This window comes from Acinetobacter sp. YH01009 (genome assembly GCF_013420765.1).
Lineage (GTDB): Bacteria > Pseudomonadota > Gammaproteobacteria > Pseudomonadales > Moraxellaceae > Acinetobacter > Acinetobacter amyesii.
Map to the genome: position 1 here is coordinate 1 of NZ_VOYE01000026.1, position 17,918 is coordinate 17,918.

Consider the following 17,918-nt stretch of genomic DNA (forward strand, 5'->3'; position numbering starts at 1 on the left):
CTTCGGGTGACTAATTCTTCAGTTACAGCCTGAATGGTTTGACTATGTAAATTACATTCTTTGGATGTGCCTTTCGTATATTTGGCAATATCAAAAGCAGAGAGAAATTCACCTTTCCGCTTCAAATGCCTAAACCCTAAATCATTGACATAATTCCAGACGAAGTTCACTTCTGATGCTAGTTGGTCTAACACCTTGCAATGTTTGTCTTTTATACGTAATTTAAGGGTTTTCATGTACTTATATTAACAATCAAAACTCAAGGAAAATAGTCCTTAGTTAAATCAAACGACACTTCATGTCGTGTCGCTTATATCTCTGACCTGAAGGACAGAGTTTTACGCTCCATTTGATAAATATTTTTTTAATACCTATTCACATATCATGACAAGCATGCTAATTTTCATCTTAAGTGTGATCTGTTTAAAACAATTAAATCATTCATCGCAGCGCACGAATGACTGCAATTAATATTTTTATTAATCAAGTGGTTATATTTAGAAACAAGGAGTTTAACAATGATGATACAAGCTCTGAAAAAAATCTATGCACTGTTGTCACAACAGATGAATCCAAAGTTGCAAGGAATGCATCTTTCGATTCCAGAAGCCGAAGGTGATTACGCCCAAGGGACTTATTTTGAAAGTCTTGCGGCTCAACACCATCAAGACTTTCTCAGTCACCATACTATGGATTCAGCAGACCAATCCCCTACTGACTATCGCAATGCCATGTGGAATTTTTTAAGTGCCGCATTAAAAGGTCATAAAGATGCCCAATATCGCTTAGGTCTTGGTTATTTACGTGGAGAACTCGGCTTGGACCGTAATTATGAACTTGCAGAAATTTGGCTCAGTAAAGCTGCTGCACAAGGCCATGAACATGCAGACTACGTCTTACATCATGCCTATGAAGACATTGTTGTATAGTCATTGCTTCTCACGCAATAAAAAACCAGCCCGCAGGCTGGTTTTTTATTTTAAAACTGGAACTTAGTTACCAATTTTGCGGTATTTTTGACGCTTTGCAACAAGGTCATCACCATCACGTTTACGACGGTATTCTTCAAATTCATGGTAGTTACCCGTGAAGAATTCAGGGGTTTCACCTTCAAATGACAAGATGTGCGTTGCAATACGGTCGAGGAACCAACGGTCATGCGAGATCACCATGACAGTACCTGGGAATACCAGAATAGCATCTTCAAGCGCACGTAAAGTTTCAATATCCAAGTCGTTTGACGGTTCATCGAGTAAGATGACGTTTGCACCCATTTGCAGGATTTTCGCAAGTTGTAAACGGTTACGTTCACCACCTGACAATTGACCTACACGTTTTTGCTGATCTTGACCTTTGAAGTTAAAGCGACCGATATACGCACGAGATGCGATTTCGTATTCACCAATTTTCAAGATATCTAAACCGCCAGAAACTTCTTCCCAAACAGTTTTGTTGTCATCTAAGGTGTCACGAATCTGACCAACATAAGCCACTTTAACAGACTCACCCAGTGTAACTGTACCTGTATCTGGTTGTTGTTCGCCTGTCATCATACGGAATAGTGTGGTTTTACCCGCACCGTTTTCGCCCACGATACCTACAATTGCAGCAGGTGGTACAACGAACGATAAATCTTTATAAAGTGTACGGTCACCAAAGGATTTACTAATACCTTCAACTTCTACAACTTTATTACCTAGACGTGGACCAGGTGGAATATAGATTTCAGACGTTTCGTTACGCTGTTGGAATTCGCGTGAGTTAAGCTCTTCAAAACGCTCCATACGCGCTTTGTTTTTCTTTTGCTGACCTTTGGCATTTGAACGAACCCATTCAAGTTCTTTTTTCAATGCTTTAGCAAAAGATTCTTCTTGCTTCTGTTCTTGCTCTAAACGAGCATTTTTCTGCTCTAACCAAGAAGAATAGTTGCCTTGGTATGGAATACCCATGCCGCGGTCAAGCTCAAGAATCCACTCTGCCACGTTATCCAAGAAGTAACGGTCATGGGTAATCGCAACGATGGTGCCTGGGAAGTCTTTCAAGAAACGTTCTAACCAAGAGACTGATGAAGCATCCAAATGGTTCGTCGGTTCGTCTAGAAGCAGCATGTCTGGTTTAGACAATAACAAACGGCAAAGTGCAACACGACGGCGCTCACCACCAGACAACTTAGATACATCTGCATCCCAAGCTGGAAGGTTCAACGCAGCAGCAGCCTGATCCATTTGGTTGACAATGTTATGTGCATCCCATGAATGGATAACTGCTTCTAACTTCTCTTGTTCTTTTGCAAGTGCATCAAAGTCAGCATCTTCTGCTGCATATTCTGCAAATACTTCATCAAGACGCGCCAAAGCATCCAACGGTTCACGTAAACCGTCTTCAACGTTACCACGAACGTCTTTGCTTTCATCCAATGGCGGCTCTTGTTCAAGGTAACCAATTTTGATACCCGGTTGAGCACGTGCTTCACCTGAGAAATCTTTATCTACGCCCGCCATAATACGAAGCAAGGTAGATTTACCTGCACCGTTTAGACCAAGCACACCAATTTTTGCGCCTGGGAAAAATGATAAAGAGATGTCTTTCAGGATTTCGCGCTTAGGCGGAACCATCTTCGACACACGGTTCATCGTGTAAATATATTGGGCCACTTAGGACTCCTCAATAGTCAAAACATATACGGAACAACACAAAGTTGCCCCTGCTCAATTGAGCGAAAAAATAATCGGCTATTATACGCATAAAGTCGTGAAAAAATAAGGTTTCGCACACGCCTTCAATGCATTGTTACAAGTTTAATGGCGAACAAAATTTAAACATGCGTTTTTAAGCATGATTTCGCTCATCTTTAGCTGAAAATTTTTCAACAATATGAATAATTATGATATTAATTTTAGAAATAAAGCACTTTTATTCATATATAAAAATGATAGACTGTTTAAAAACTAGCTCACTTAGATGAAGTAATCATGACATATAAAGACGAAACTTTAGCAATTCACGCGGGGTATACACCGGAGCCAACCACCAAAGCGGTTGCGGTGCCAATTTATCAAACCACTTCATATTCCTTCGATAACACACAGCATGGTGCTGATTTATTTGACTTAAAAGTTCAGGGTAATATTTATACCCGCATCATGAATCCAACCACAGCGGTACTTGAACAGCGTGTTGCAGCACTCGAAGGCGGTATTGGCGCTTTGGCCTTAGCCTCTGGTATGGCGGCCATTACATATGCGATTCAAACTATTGCTGAAGCAGGCGACAATATCGCTTCAGTTTCGACCCTATATGGCGGCACATATAATCTGTTTGCCCACACCCTGCCGAAACAAGGCATTGAAGTTCGCTTCTTTGATTATCAAAACCCTGAAGCGCTGCGTAGCCTCATCGATGACAAAACCAAGTTGGTCTTTGTCGAATCTATTGGTAACCCATTGGGCAATATTATTGACCTCGAAGCAATTTCGAAAATTGCGCATGAATTTGGCATACCTGTAGTAGTAGACAATACCGTTGCTACTCCTGTCCTGCAAAAATCATTTGAATTTGGTGCCGACATTGTGGTGCATTCATTGACCAAATATATTGGCGGTCATGGTAATTCGATCGGCGGCATCATCGTCGATAGCGGCAAGTTTCCTTGGGGCAAATACCCTGAACGTTTTAAATCACTCAACACCCCTGATCCAAGCTACCACGGGGTGAATTATGTCGAAGCTTTAGGTGAGGCAGCCTACATTGCCCGTGCGCGTGTAGTACCACTGCGTAATACGGGCGCTGCGATCAGCCCGCACAATGTGTTTTTGATTTTACAAGGTTTGGAAACCTTAAGCCTGCGCATGGAACGCCATACTGAAAATGCGCAAAAAGTGGCTGAATATTTACAGGCGCATCCAAAAGTAAAATGGGTCAACTACGCTGGCCTAAAAGACCACCCGCAGCATGCTTTGGCGCAAAAATATGTCAAAGGCAAACCGTCTGCGATTCTTTCCTTTGGGGTGCAAGACGGCCTTGCAGGCGGCACGCGTTTCATTGATGCCTTGCAGCTGTTTACCCGCCTTGTGAATATTGGTGATGCCAAAAGTTTAGCCTGCCATCCCGCGACCACGACACATCGTCAGCTCAATGAAGATGAACTAAAAGCAGCAGGTGTCAGCATTGATATGGTTCGTTTATCGATTGGGATCGAGCATGCAGATGACTTGATTGCCGACTTAGAGCAAGCCTTAGCTGCTGTTTAAACCACAATTGCACAATCCACAGGCCTTATTTTTAAGGCCTGTTTTTATTTCCATTTCATTTAAATAACCTTCCCCACATAATCTGCCTTCCAATTTTGCGCATCTATGGCCCTGCTTCTATATTTATTTACAATTTTATTTATCTTGAAAATCGACTTTTTTACATTGCAACGATGTTGCTAAAAGCACTTCTCTTTCACATATTTATGTGTTAAAAATTGAGTAAATAGGGATTTTAATTTAGAGTAAAAACTCTAAATATTATTTTATTATCAATTACTTATCATATGGCTTTTTTTGAATAAAACGCTATCATACCGCTGACTTAAAACAGCCCTGCACATAGCGTTGTCGGGCCGATAAATGAATACAATAAAACTGATTTAACAGGGAACCTCATCGTGAATTCAAGACTTGAGAAACGTTTCGTTGACCGTGTCAACGGTAAGATCATTTTAATCACTGGTGCATCAAGTGGTATCGGTTTAACCACAGCGCATCGCCTTGCCAACGCAGGCGCACATGTTCTACTGGTTGCACGTACCAAAGAAACCCTCGATGCCGTAAAAGCTGAAATTGAAGCCACTGGCGGTAAAGCTGATGTTTTCCCATGTGACCTCAATGACATGGACTCCATTGATGCTGTGGCACAACAAATCCTCGCTTCCGTCGATCATATCGATATCTTAATTAATAACGCTGGCCGTTCTATTCGTCGTGCCGTACATGAATCTACCGACCGTTTCCATGATTTTGAACGTACTATGCAGTTGAACTATTTTGGCGCGGTACGTTTGGTGATGAATTTACTGCCGAAAATGATGATTCGCCGTGAAGGTCATATCATCAACATCAGTTCGATTGGTGTATTGGCCAATGCAACGCGCTTCTCTGCGTATGTTGCATCTAAAGCCGCATTAGATGCTTTCAGCCGTTGCCTAAGTGCTGAAGTTCACTCGCATAATATTGCCATCACGTCGGTCTACATGCCATTGGTGCGCACGCCAATGATCGCCCCAACCAAAATTTATAAATACGTACCAACGCTTTCTCCAGAACAAGCAACTGACCTGATTGCCTATGCCATCGTGAAACGTCCGAAGAAAGTGGCGACCAATTTGGGCCGTTTGGCTTCGATCACCTACTCCATTGCTCCTGACATTAATAACAAACTCATGTCGATTGGTTATAACCTATTCCCAAGCTCTTCAGCGTCTATTGGTAAGCAAGAAAAACTCAATTGGGTACAAAAAGCATATGCTCGCCTATTCCCTGGTGAACACTGGTAAGACCTGACTCACCCTTTAAAAAGCCCTTTTAAGGGCTTTTTTTATTGGGTTTTATGCGGCAACTTTGCTACATTGGGCTGAGATAAAATCAACTTTTATAACAATGAAAACTCAAAATATTGCCATCATCGGTGCAGGTACTGCAGGATTGGCTGCTGCAGCAATGCTTGCTAATCAAGGCCATCAAATCTGCTTATATGAAAATGTCTCACAACTTGAACCTGTGGGCGCAGGATTATTATTACAACCCGCCGGGCTGGCGGTTTTCGAACATTTAGGCATTTTGGAACATGCCTTAAGCCTAGGTGCTGTGGTAACCGGTCTTGAAGGTCAACTGGCTGGCGGCGACTTGCTGATAAACAGTCAATATCGACAAGCCGATGAACGTTCATATGGACTCGGCATTCACCGTGCCACACTCTGTCATGCCCTTGCATCCAAAGTCCGTGAATATCCTCAACACGTTGAGTGGTGCATGGCGCATGAGGTACATGAACTTCAAGAATCCAGTGACGGTATAAACGTGATTGGACAATCCGCAGATCAATCCTTTCAACGTCAGTTTGATCTCGTGCTGATCGCCAATGGCGCACGCAGCCATTTACGCCCTAAAGCATGGGAAAAGCTCAACCAAGCCTATCCTTGGGGCGCAAAGTGGATCATCGTGCCTGAATGCGAAGTGCTGAATCCACAGATCTTGCATCAGTTCTATGACCGCTCCAATATCATGATGGGTGTGATGCCTACGGGAGCAATTCCAACGCAGCCTGAACAGCGCCTTTCGAGCATTTTCTGGAGTCTACCTACAGCAGATTTAGAAGGATTCTTAAAAACCAAAAGCGCACAGCAGCAATGGTTGCTTGAAGTTTCGAAACGCTGGCCGAGTGTTGCAGAATGGTTAGCGCATGTGATTCCACATCCAGATGATCCGCAGCAATGGCTGTCTGCCAACTATCGTGATGTGGTGCTGAGCAAACTCGGTGAAGATCGTATCGGTATCTTAGGAGATGCGGCTCATGCCATGAGTCCACAACTTGGACAAGGTGCCAATATGGCGCTGCTCGATGCGTGGGCCATCAGTCATGCCCTGCTCCAATATCAACAGGATTCCTCACTGCAAAACCTCTGGCAGCAGTATCATCAACTGCGGTTGCCGTCCGTGCGGTTTTACCAATTTTTTAGCCGCCTACTGACACCGTTTTATCAATCACATCATCGCTGGACAGCACCGCTGCGTGATATTTCATTTCGTGCCATGTATCAGCTGCCGTTTTTCCGCAAAGAAATGGCCATCACGATTTCTGGCTTAAAAACAGGTGCATTTGGACAAATGAATTATGCCGACATTGCCCGTAAGCCTGCAGATGATTCTGCTGCTGAACTGCGCAATTTAAAATTTGATTAAGAATAAACTCCCCATCATTCTCTTGATGGCTTACACTATGATGCTGCTCAAATGCTGCAGCATTTTATTTTTTGATTTTTGAATTGGTGAAATCCTCATGAACAACCTGCAATGGCTCGATGAAGTAAAATTTAACGAACAAGGCTTAGTGCCTGCTATTGCACAGCATCATCAAAGCGGACGCGTTTTGATGGTGGCATGGATGAACCGTGAAGCGTTGGCGCAAACTGCAGAAAAAAATCAAGCGGTGTACTTTTCACGTTCACGCAATAAGTTATGGCATAAAGGTGAAGAATCTGGCCATTTCCAAACTGTGCATGAAATCCGTTTGGACTGTGATGCTGACGTGATTGTGCTGCAGATTGAACAGCATGGCGGCATTGCCTGCCATACCGGCCGTGAGTCATGCTTCTACCGCAAGCTTACTGCCAATGGCTGGGAAATTGTCGATGCGCAATTAAAAGATCCGGCTGCAATTTATGGCGCAAAATCAGCAAATCCACATACCCTTGCGATGAATGCATCCAATGCACAATCTGAGCAAGTCGAAGTACTCGACTACTTAGGTAAAATGATGGCTGAACGCAAACAAGCCGATCCTGAGTCCTCTTATGTGGCGAAGCTTTACCATAAAGGCCTGAATAAAATTTTAGAAAAAGTCGGTGAAGAAAGTGTTGAAACCATCATTGCCGCTAAAGATTTTAAAATCGAAGCCAATGAAGACAACAAAAACGATTTAATTTACGAAGTGGCAGACCTTTGGTTCCATACCATTGTGATGTTGGGTTATTTCGATATTGATCCTCAATTGGTACTTAACGAACTCGCTCGTCGTCAAGGCCTTTCCGGTTTGGTTGAAAAAGCCAACCGTCAGCACTAAGACGCAACCGTGCCAGAGCTTAAAAAACCGACCGCGACCTATGAGCAGGCCACTGCCATAGATAACGCACGTCTTGGAAAATCATTTAAAGTGATTGCCTATGCTGGCACAGGTAAAACCACTACACTCCAAATGATCAGTGATGCCATGCCTCAGCGGCGTGGCATGTACTTGGCCTTTAACAAAGCCATTGCCACCGAAGCACAGAATCGTTTTCATCAAAATGTCGACTGTCGCACCTTCCACTCATTGGCCTATCGCAGTGTTCCACGTGGAGTGACTGACAAACTGCGTCTACCGCGTTTAAGCCCCAGTTTTATTGCCAAAGAATATCGACTAGAACCGATCACCCTACGTCGTATGATGGGTGGTCGTTATGAAAAATATGTGCTCATGCCATCACGTTTGGCGAGTCTGGTAGCAAACGCTGTCAGTTATTTCTGTTCAACCAGTTCACAGTACCCTGCCCCACGACATCTACAAGCACCGAGTTGGTTGCATCCTGACGATATCGAAAGCTTACAAAAGCACTTATATCCTGCGATTGAACGTCGTTGGTTAGAGTCGATTGATCCGAACCATGCAGCAGGGATTGGACACGATATTTATTTAAAACTTTGGGCTTTGTCTGAACCGAATATTCCTGCGGATTATGTGCTGTTCGATGAAGCTCAAGATGCTGACCCACTAATGCTAGGGATTTTACTGAAACAGCGGAATACCCAAGTCATCTATGTTGGCGATGCGCATCAACAAATTTATGCATGGCGTGGCGCAGTCAATGCCATGCAGCAACTCCCTTTACCCGAATCACGTTTAACCACGTCGTTCCGTTTTGGTGAAGAAATTGCCTTGAACGCCAATGCTCTGCTGGGCGCATTGAATGAAACCGTGCCGTTATTGGGTAATCCGCAGCTCAACTCTAAAGTGGTCAATAAACCGCATACCAAGATGCGCGATGCCATTTTATGTCGTACCAATGCACGTGCGATGGAACTGTTATTGGCAGGTTTGGTCAAAGGTGAAAAAGTCAGCCTGCAAGCAGATCATGCACGACTCAATCGTTTTGTCGATGCTGCAGCCATGCTCAAGCAAGGTAAACGCGTGGTCGATGTCCCAGAGCTTGCATGGTTTAACTCATGGCATGATGTGCATGAATATTGTGAAACCAATGACGGCAGCGATATTAAACCGCTAGTGAAGTTGGTCGATGACCACGGTACTGACCCACTGAAAAAGGCACTGGCGAAAATCACCCCGATTGATCAAGCCGACTACATCATCTCGACCGCCCATAAAGCCAAAGGTTTAGAATGGGATCGGGTACATATTGAAGATGACTACCAATTTAAGCTCAACGATAAAGATTATAAAATTAGTGACGAAGAGTTACGGTTACTTTACGTGGCTTGCACACGTGCTAAAGTAAGTTTAAATATCCATCATATTTATGACTTGATGCAGCACTTAAAACGTCAAATGCCCAAATCTTTGGCGCAAGCGGTCAGCTAGTATGATGAAAAAGGTGAATAAACAATAAATCAGTAAAAGGTGCACCATGAAATTACAATCGATCCAACTCAAGCACACCCTTCATTTTACTGATATCACCCTCAATTTTAATTACCACGATCTGCCGATCACCTTAATTTTGGGTGATCAAAGTTCTGGAAAAACCTCCCTACTACGCTTTAGTTATCAGGCCCTCACTTGGTTTGCTGCACGCTATAAAGATTTACGTACCGCAGGCGTGGTAATGCTCGATCAAGACATCATGTTAAATCGCTTGCAATCGAAACTTGATATTCAAGTCAGTTTTCCCGAAGAGATTGGCTCATTTCAGCTTTCAAGTGATCAACAAGACCAAGACCCACAATGTTGTTCATGGCAATTGTACAAAACCTTAAACAGTCAAGGCGTCGGTCTCAGTAAGGCTGAAACACAGCAATTAGAATCGATGGTTGCGCTGTATCAAAAAGCCCTCAAAGCCGATCCGTTACAAGGGTTGCCACTCATTGCCTATTACCCTGCTGAACGTTTCGTCAACGATGTGAATATTCTCAATAAAAATAATCCTGCTATTTTTCAGCCTTCGCATGCTTATGAAATATCGGCCATTCCCTTTACCACGTTTATTCGTTTTTTTGAGTGGTTTCGAGAAATATCCGACATTGAAAATGCGCAAAGTGCCGAATTAATTCAAAATTTATTACATCCTAAAACCCAAGCCGATATACCCAACGCATCAGACACGCCTCTTTTTGGGCATAAACTAGCACAAGCTCAGGCCGAGCTACACGCACCGTCACTCAGATCATTAAAACAAGCCTTAGAGACTGTGTTGCCCGATGTGACCAATATTTATCTGCAATATCATCCTAAATTACAATTAATGGTCTGCTACCAAGGCAGAGACATGTTGTTTCAGCAGTTGTCGAATAGTATGCGCAACCTTGTGGCCTTAATTGGTGATATTGTGCGTCGCCTCTGTCTACTCAACCCACATAGCTTATATCCGTGCCAAGAAGGTGACGGTATTTTATTGATCGACGCCATAGATCACCAACTCGATCAAAACATGACCCAAGTGATTTTGACCCGTTTAAATCAAGCATTTCCACGACTCCAAATCATTGCCAGCGGCAACCGTCCTGAACTGCTGGAACAGGCTTCTCGTTTTCAGTGCTTACAATTACAGAATAAAAAGCTCAGTGAGATTCAGCCTGAAAAATTACAAGAAACCTATGATCAGATTTATCAACAGTTGCAACTCGGTTCAAAGCCATTGCTTCCGCCCAAAACTGAAGACACTGAATTAAATGAGCCGCTGAACAGTCCGGATTCGATCCAGCACATGTTGCAGTTAATCCAGACGCAACTGACCGAGCAACAGCAACACGAATTGGTTAGAGCTCTATCACAGCGAGGTGATCAGGACGTTACGATCCAACCGCTGAGTTAAAAATACAGCGGCTGATTGGCTGAGCGTAATCCATAGCCTCGATGTTTAAATATTCAGCAACAAGGCCGCGATAAATGTCGAGTCAGTTGCGTCAGGCGTATAATGTGTAAGTGGTTCATAAAAAAGATTGATGTTGTTTTACGCATGTAATATGATCGGTTTTATTTGCAATTTTCATAGTAACATCGGAAATTGCTATCGCTTCACGAGTTGCGCAACACAGCTTGTTTTTAATTTTTTTGACACACATGGCTTTCAAGATTGAATTTTTGGACTGCTCTTTGCTGTCCTGTAATCCTTGAAAGATGAAATACACCTAGGTTTCACCGCCTAATCATGACAATGGATACGAGTGTGCTACCGATTATTATATTGTTACCGTTAATACTAGGCACAACACTTGTCTCGTGGTTGAAGCAATTCTCTCGCGGGGTAACAGCTTTAGGGGCGATTGGCGTCAGCCTCAGCAGTTTAGTTTTATTATTGAGTCAGGCCCCAGATGTGTTTAATGGCAAAACCATCATTCAAACTTGGCCGTGGCTCACTCAAGTTGGTATTGATTTCAGTTTCCGTCTCGATGCACTGGGCTTGTTGTTTTCCCTGCTCATTACGGGGATCGGCACCTTAATTTATATCTATGCCTACTATTATTTAAGTCCAAAGAACTCGCTCAGTAAACTGTATGTTTTATTGATGCTATTCATGGCTGCCATGCTCGGCATTTCATTGTCTAATAATTTAATTTTATTACTCATTTTCTGGGAACTCACCAGTATTTCATCCTTCCTGTTGGTCGGTTATTGGAGTAATTACGATGCTGCTCAGCGTGGCTCTCGAATGGCTTTAACCATTACAGGCATGGGTGGTCTATGTATGTTGGGTGGTTTTGTTCTGTTGGCGCAAATCACGGGCACCTATCAGATTGACCAAATCCTGACGATGAGTAGCCAAATTCAGCAGCATCCGCTTTTTGTGCCCACACTGCTATTAATTTTAATGGGGGCATTTACCAAAAGTGCGCAGTTCCCTTTCCATTTTTGGTTGCCAAATGCCATGGCAGCACCGACCCCCGTCTCGGCTTATCTTCACTCTGCCACGATGGTGAAAGCCGGAATTTTCCTGCTTGCGCGCTTATTGCCGATCTTTGCAGGCGCGGCGTTGTACCACAACTTGGTCACCTTTATTGGCTTATTTACCTTATGTATGGCGGCCTTCTTTGCCATTTTCAAAGAAGATTTAAAAGGGCTGTTAGCCTATTCCACCATCAGTCATTTAGGTCTGATTGTTTGCTTACTCGGGATCGGCTCTCCCCTCGCAGTTTCCGCTGCCATTTTCCATATCATTAACCATGCGACCTTCAAAGCAGCCCTATTTATGATCGCGGGGATTATTGACCACGAATCAGGCACACGTGATTTACGAAAACTCTCTGGTTTATGGCAATTACTTCCGTTTACCGCAACGCTAACCATGATCACTGCAGCCTCTATGGCAGGTGTCCCATTAACCAATGGTTTCCTCTCTAAAGAGATGTTCTTTACTGAGCTTTTAGCCAATCTGACTGGGCCTGTGATGATCGTATCAGCCATCATTGCCACCTTTGCCGGTATCTTTGCTGTCGCGTATTCAGTACGTTTAGTTCACGGGGTGTTTTTTGGTGGTCCACTAGGGAAAGATGTTCCCAATAAAGAAGCGCATGAACCACCGTTTGGCATGCGCGCACCAGCAACCTTACTGGCTGCTTTATGTATTTTAGTTGGACTCTTCCCTGCGTTATTGGTTGAGCATATTGTCAATAGTACCGCGCGTGCGAGTATTCAAAATACTGCGTTTGAAGGTACACATTTAGCGATTTGGCATGGTTTAAATGCACCCCTTTTGATGAGTGTGATTGCACTTTTAGGTGGTTTAGTTTTCTATTTCGCATTGGCAAAGGGCGGCAAATTACGCCGTATCGATTTGGATCCTCTTTTGGGCCGTTTGCAAGGCAAAATCCTGTTCGACTTATTTTTAAAGCATCTTTTACTCAGCTCAAGAAAGTTCCGTCGCTTTACTGAAAATGGCAAATTACAAAGCTATTTATTGTGGATTTTAATCTTTAGTGTAGCCATCGTCATTGTTCCATTTTGGCTGCAAGGTATCGGCACAGGCAGCCGTGAACTGATACATGCACCAATCATCGCAATCGTTCTGTGGCTATTATTATTCTCTGCATGTTGGATGATGCTTTGGTTCCACCATGAACGGATTAAAGCCGTCCTCATCAGTGGTGCAGTCGGTCTGGTTGTGACTATGGTGTTTATCTGTTTCTCCGCTCCAGATTTGGCGCTCACGCAGATTACTGTTGACGTGGTGACCACCGTGCTCTTACTCATGAGCTTATCATTATTACCACAGCTCACACCTTATGAGTCGAGTGTGTCTCGTCGTTGGCGAGATGCAATAATTGCGATTATTGCAGGTTTAGGGATCGCATGGATTTCATGGCTGATCATGACCCGCGATCATAATTCCATCTCATGGTTCTTTATGCAGCAATCCATCCCACTTGGTGGTGGTACCAATGTGGTCAACGTGATCTTGGTCGACTTCCGTGGCTTCGATACCTTTGGTGAAATTACCGTACTGGGAATTGCCGCAATTGGTACGCTGTGCATGATGGATGGTATGCGTGCTCATGGTACCACCATTACGCAAGGTCTGACCTATCGTTTTAATCCGTCACCACTGATGTTCCGTATTACATCATCATGGATTTTGCCTTTAGCACTCGTCATCAGCTTATATATTTTCCTACGGGGTCATAATTTACCAGGCGGTGGCTTTATTGCAGGCTTAATTACCTCTTTAGCCTTAGTGATTCAATATATTGCGCTCGGCCAAGACCGTGCTGAACAACTGATTGGTGCAAAATCAGGTCGCTTATATGAAGTTTGGATTGGTATTGGTTTAACCATTGCGGGGCTGACAGGTATCGCGGCTTGGCTATGGGGGCGTCCATTCCTGACCAGTGCTCATATCTATGTATCGCCACCAATTTTAGGTGAAATGCACCTTGCCTCCGCTGCCCTCTTCGACACAGGTGTCTACATCACCGTTGTGGGCGCGACGATGTTAATGATTTCCGTCTTAGGCGACTCGCGTCACTCGAGTATGTCTGGTCCAGTTCCAAGAGGCGAATAAGATGATTAGTTTAGAATTTTTACTCGCTTCAGCCATTGGCTTACTGACTGCAACAGGGGTCTACCTGATTTTGCGGGCACGTACCTTTCCTGTCGTACTGGGTTTAGCCATGATTGGCTATGCCGTGAACTTATTTTTATTTGTCATGGGGCGTATTCATGTCAACGCACCTGCCGTGTTAACTGAAACCACCAAAGCGACCGATCCTTTACCACAAGCCTTGGTCCTGACAGCCATTGTGATTGGCTTTGCGACCACTGCCTTTATCGTACAATTGGCTCTGCGTAGCCGCTATGAAACTGGAACAGATCATGTGGACTCCAAAGAAGAAATACCGCAAATTGACCCGCGGGAGGATGAGCCATAATGCATGACTTCATCCAATTTTGGACTACGCATAGCCCGATTTTCAGTATTTTAATTCCTGCAATTACTGCATTTATTTTAGTCCTGCTGGGCAACCCCGGTTCTGGCTCGTTGGCGCATGACTGGCGACAACCTTGGCGTCGCGGAATCAGTTATGTCTCTGGTATCCTCGGACTGATCACATCCATCAGTTATTTGATGATTGCCAGCTCTGGTCAAGTTTTGGTTTATAACTTGAGTGAATGGGCCGCACCATTCGGCATCGTTTTAGTCTTAGATCGACTCTCTGCTTTCATGTTGGTGCTAACCTATGGACTTGCTGTGCCAGTGATGTGGTTTGCCAGCAAAGAATGGGACGAACGTGGTCGTTATTTCCATGCCATGTGCCATTTCTTACTGATGGGTTTGTGTGGTGCGTTCCTGACAGGCGATTTATTTAACCTGTTTGTGTTCTTTGAAATCCTGTTGATGGCATCATATGTTTTGCTCTTACATGGTCAAGGCAAAGCACGTTTTCAGCTTGGTATTCATTACGTCACCATTAACCTATTTGCCTCTGCCCTTTTCCTGATTGGACTCGGGATGATTTACGGCAGTGTAGGTAGCTTAAATATGGCTGATGTTGCACGACTTATGCCTTTGCTTGAAGCGGATCAACATCGTATCGCAGTGGCTGGTGCATTGTTACTGTTTACCGTCTTTGGCATCAAAGCTGCAATGCTGCCTGTAGGGTTCTGGTTACCGAAGACTTATGCTGTGGCAACCACGCCTGTCGCAGCCTTATTCACTATCATGACCAAGGTCGGCATCTATGCCATTCTCCGTGTTAATGGCACTGTGTTTGACGATGGGATTAGCCGTGAAATCTTACAACAGTGGCTGTTACCGATTGGTTTAGTGACGTCGCTCTATGGTGCTTATGGTGCAATCGGAACGGATCGTTTACGTCGTTTTGTCGGTTTTATGATTTTGTCTTCTATCGGCACAATATTGGTTGCGATTTCACTCTTTAATACGGATGCATGGGCTGCAGGACTTTATTACCTGATTCACAGTACCATTATTGGTGCAGCTTTTTATATTCTATCGGGTTGGATTACCTCACAACGCGGCGAATTTAAAGATCATTTTAAACTTGCGCCCCGCATGAAACAGCATAATACAGTTGCTGTCTGCTATTTCATCATTGCGTTGATGATGGCTGGTCTACCACCATTTAGCGGCTTTTTGGGTAAAGTATTTATCTTACAAGCAACAGCCAATTCACCTTACCAAATCATGATTATTATAATTGTTTTGTTGGTGAGTTTACTCAGTATCATGGCATTCACCCGAGTTGGTTTTGTGCTTTTCTGGCGTTCATCTCGCCCAGAAGATGATATTGATACTGAAGAATATCAGCGTTATCAGGCTTTGCCGAATAAGGCACCGCTTCGTAATGACAAAACCATTTATCTGCTGTTAACAGCGCTTGTGGGATATATGGTTTTTGCTGCGCCGATCTATGACTATACCTACAAAACTGCACAGCAAATTCAAGACAATCCATTATATGAATCGTTGCTACTGAAAAAGGATGAAGAAGGCCAAATCATCAGTGTTCAACCTTATGATCCTGAAAATTTACCTGAAACCAAATATGGTGGTGAATCGGCAGATCCAAATGCACACCTCATTCCTGCATTGATCGCACCTGAAACGCTACATGGCGAGCATATTTCTGAGTACAAGCAACGTCAAATTCAGGGACAGCAACAAGAAGAAAAACTACCTGAAGAGACCCAACTAAAACCGATGGAGGCACCTTAACATGGCGAAAACATCTGTATTAAATCGCTGGTTTCCGCATCCATTGGTATCAGTCATGGTTGGTCTGAGCTGGGTGATGTTGGCGCACAGTCTAGATGCGGCCACACTCTGTATGGCCTTGGTTTTAGCCATTGTTATTCCGCGATTGGTTCGCCCTTTTATTGACCGAACGCCGAATATCAACTGGCTGGCGGCATGTAAATTATTCTTTGTGGTGCTGTGGGATATTATTGTCAGTAATATCCATGTTGCAAAATTAGTCCTTGGGCCAACACATAAACTTCATCCAAAATGGTTCCGTGTTCCTCTCGATACACAGCATGAGGAAGTCAATTCTTTACTTGCGATGATCATCACCACCACACCCGGTACGGTGTCTGCTGGGATTGACCAAGACCGTGGTGATATTTTGGTCCATGCGCTGAGCACGGATGACCCTGAAGCGGAAATTCAAACCATTAAAGAGCGCTATGAACGCCCTCTCATCCTCATTTTTGGCGCTGATACAGGAGAATCCGCATGACAATTTTACCGTATGCGCTTGGCATCTGTTTAGTTGCTGTGACGATCTCGATGTTATTGTGTCTCATTCGCTTGGTGATGGGACCCTCAATCGTAGACCGGCTACTTGCTTTAGATACCTTATTCTTAAATGCCACCTGTTTAATTGTCATTTTAGGTATTTATTGGGCAAGTACATCGATGTTTGAAGGGGCTTTATTGGTTGCCATGCTTGGGTTTGTGTCTACAGCCGCTTTAGCACGCTATTTCACCACTGGCCACGTCATCGACTAGGAGTACATTAATATGCAATTAGTCATGGAAATTTTGGTCTCGATTTTTTTGGTTATTGGCGCTTTTTTCATGTTGGTCGGCGGTATTGGCATGGTTCGCCTACCCGACTTATTTATGCGACTGCATGCACCGACTAAATCAAGCACCTTAGGCTTAGGAAGTTTTCTAATTGCTGCAATTATTTATGCAGCATTTCAAGGTCGTTTTGGTTTTGCAGAAATCCTAATCACGCTCTTTGCCTTTATCACAGCACCGGTTTCTGCAAACCTCATGGCACAAGCAGCCTTACATTTACGACTTCGCTCGATGAGTGGTGATGCACCAGAAGCTCTCAATCGCCCGCTCCCGTGGCAAAGAACGCGCCGCCGTGCCTTTCACTCTAAAGTCCATTCAAAACCGGATGATCTGGATTAATTCCAGATCCAGTTTTGTTTATGTCTTCGAGCTAAAAAATCTTTGATTCGCATCCACATTTTTTCAAATACGCTACTTTGAGCCATATATTGCAAACGCTTTTGGTTATATGGCGTCGTTTTTAAACCATATTTTTCAGCTAAATCAATCAGCATATTTGTTTCATAACTACTTTGAAAATGATCAGACCATTTAGGCTGATATTGACTCATCTCAAGATTCGCCAATTCTTGACATCCTCCCCCCCTTAAAAGAGGGTGATTCCTACAGCTAGACGCTTATGCCCAAGCGCAAGAATGTTTAGAGCTGAGTTTATATCTCGATCATGAGCTGTACCACAGCTCATGCACTCCCATTCTCTTATTCCAAGATCTGTCTTACCTTTTGGACTACTTGAGGTGATCTCACCGCAGCACGAACAAATTTGGGTGGTATAGACTTCTTGGACTTCTTCAAACAATACGCCTGCGTTCTCGCATTTATACTTGAGCATTGTTTTTAGTGCAGAAAATCCTGTATCCAAAACAGATTTTGCCATTTTGGTTTTTACTAATTTTTTAGCACT

16 protein-coding genes and 1 pseudogene are annotated in these 17,918 nt (G+C 43.8%); 13 read left to right on the plus strand and 4 right to left on the minus strand.

Annotated elements, in window-relative coordinates:
* Nucleotides 1-236 (minus strand): annotated as a pseudogene (locus FTT76_RS16765) (RNA-guided endonuclease TnpB family protein); the annotation flags it as partial.
* A 282-nt stretch (nt 237-518) separates the two neighbouring features.
* Here FTT76_RS16765 and FTT76_RS16770 point away from each other — a divergent pair.
* On the plus strand, nt 519-929 hold the full coding sequence (locus FTT76_RS16770) for an SEL1-like repeat protein (protein WP_180111767.1): 411 nt from the start codon (nt 519-521) through the stop codon (nt 927-929).
* A gap of 63 nt (nt 930-992) precedes the next feature.
* Here the strand turns inward: FTT76_RS16770 and ettA are convergent, their stop codons facing one another.
* Nucleotides 993-2,654 (minus strand): energy-dependent translational throttle protein EttA, encoded by a 1,662-nt coding sequence (gene ettA, locus FTT76_RS16775; RefSeq protein ID WP_180055443.1) that lies wholly within the window; start codon nt 2,652-2,654, stop codon nt 993-995.
* A 318-nt stretch (nt 2,655-2,972) separates the two neighbouring features.
* Between ettA and FTT76_RS16780 the strand changes: the two genes are divergently transcribed.
* The 12 genes from FTT76_RS16780 (at nt 2,973) to FTT76_RS16835 (ending at nt 17,353) form a co-directional block, all read left to right on the plus strand.
* On the plus strand, nt 2,973-4,250 hold the full coding sequence (locus tag FTT76_RS16780; RefSeq protein ID WP_180062802.1) for an O-acetylhomoserine aminocarboxypropyltransferase/cysteine synthase family protein: 1,278 nt from the start codon (nt 2,973-2,975) through the stop codon (nt 4,248-4,250).
* 401 nt (nt 4,251-4,651) lie between these two features.
* Nucleotides 4,652-5,539, plus strand: coding sequence for an SDR family NAD(P)-dependent oxidoreductase (locus tag FTT76_RS16785; RefSeq protein WP_180062801.1), 888 nt, complete (start codon nt 4,652-4,654; stop codon nt 5,537-5,539).
* A 103-nt stretch (nt 5,540-5,642) separates the two neighbouring features.
* Nucleotides 5,643-6,944 (plus strand): NAD(P)/FAD-dependent oxidoreductase, encoded by a 1,302-nt coding sequence (locus FTT76_RS16790; RefSeq protein WP_180190643.1) that lies wholly within the window; start codon nt 5,643-5,645, stop codon nt 6,942-6,944.
* A 97-nt stretch (nt 6,945-7,041) separates the two neighbouring features.
* Nucleotides 7,042-7,824, plus strand: coding sequence for a bifunctional phosphoribosyl-AMP cyclohydrolase/phosphoribosyl-ATP diphosphatase HisIE (hisIE, locus tag FTT76_RS16795; protein WP_180190644.1), 783 nt, complete (start codon nt 7,042-7,044; stop codon nt 7,822-7,824).
* A 9-nt stretch (nt 7,825-7,833) separates the two neighbouring features.
* Nucleotides 7,834-9,336: a UvrD-helicase domain-containing protein gene (locus tag FTT76_RS16800; protein WP_180009538.1), complete on the plus strand. Its 1,503-nt coding sequence runs from the start codon at nt 7,834-7,836 to the stop codon at nt 9,334-9,336.
* A gap of 46 nt (nt 9,337-9,382) precedes the next feature.
* The gene (locus FTT76_RS16805) at nt 9,383-10,786 is read left to right on the plus strand and encodes an AAA family ATPase (RefSeq protein ID WP_180009537.1); all 1,404 of its coding nucleotides are present in this window, start codon (nt 9,383-9,385) and stop codon (nt 10,784-10,786) included.
* A gap of 342 nt (nt 10,787-11,128) precedes the next feature.
* Nucleotides 11,129-13,969 carry a monovalent cation/H+ antiporter subunit A gene (locus tag FTT76_RS16810; protein WP_180009543.1) on the plus strand — a complete coding sequence of 947 codons (2,841 nt, stop codon included), beginning with the start codon at nt 11,129-11,131 and terminating at the stop codon, nt 13,967-13,969.
* Nucleotide 13,970: 1 nt separating this feature from the next.
* Nucleotides 13,971-14,336 (plus strand): Na+/H+ antiporter subunit C, encoded by a 366-nt coding sequence (locus FTT76_RS16815; protein WP_078189407.1) that lies wholly within the window; start codon nt 13,971-13,973, stop codon nt 14,334-14,336.
* Nucleotides 14,336-16,144, plus strand: coding sequence for a monovalent cation/H+ antiporter subunit D (locus FTT76_RS16820; protein WP_180009536.1), 1,809 nt, complete (start codon nt 14,336-14,338; stop codon nt 16,142-16,144). Before FTT76_RS16815 ends, FTT76_RS16820 begins: the two co-directional genes overlap by 1 nt.
* Nucleotide 16,145: 1 nt before the next feature.
* Entirely contained in the window at nt 16,146-16,667 is a 522-nt protein-coding gene (locus FTT76_RS16825; RefSeq protein ID WP_168378198.1) for a Na+/H+ antiporter subunit E, read from the plus strand.
* A complete protein-coding gene (locus tag FTT76_RS16830) occupies nt 16,664-16,939 on the plus strand; it encodes a monovalent cation/H+ antiporter subunit F (RefSeq protein ID WP_078189410.1) in 276 nt (91 codons plus the stop codon). The genes FTT76_RS16825 and FTT76_RS16830 overlap by 4 nt, the downstream gene beginning before the upstream one ends.
* Before the next feature lie 12 nt (nt 16,940-16,951).
* The gene (locus FTT76_RS16835; protein ID WP_078189411.1) at nt 16,952-17,353 is read left to right on the plus strand and encodes a Na+/H+ antiporter subunit G; all 402 of its coding nucleotides are present in this window, start codon (nt 16,952-16,954) and stop codon (nt 17,351-17,353) included.
* Here the strand turns inward: FTT76_RS16835 and FTT76_RS16840 are convergent.
* The gene (locus FTT76_RS16840; protein WP_180009535.1) at nt 17,350-17,565 is read right to left on the minus strand and encodes a hypothetical protein; all 216 of its coding nucleotides are present in this window, start codon (nt 17,563-17,565) and stop codon (nt 17,350-17,352) included. The genes FTT76_RS16835 and FTT76_RS16840 overlap by 4 nt on opposite strands.
* A gap of 35 nt (nt 17,566-17,600) precedes the next feature.
* On the minus strand, nt 17,601-17,918 hold a 318-nt coding region (locus FTT76_RS16845), incomplete at its 5' end, for an RNA-guided endonuclease TnpB family protein (protein WP_180190645.1).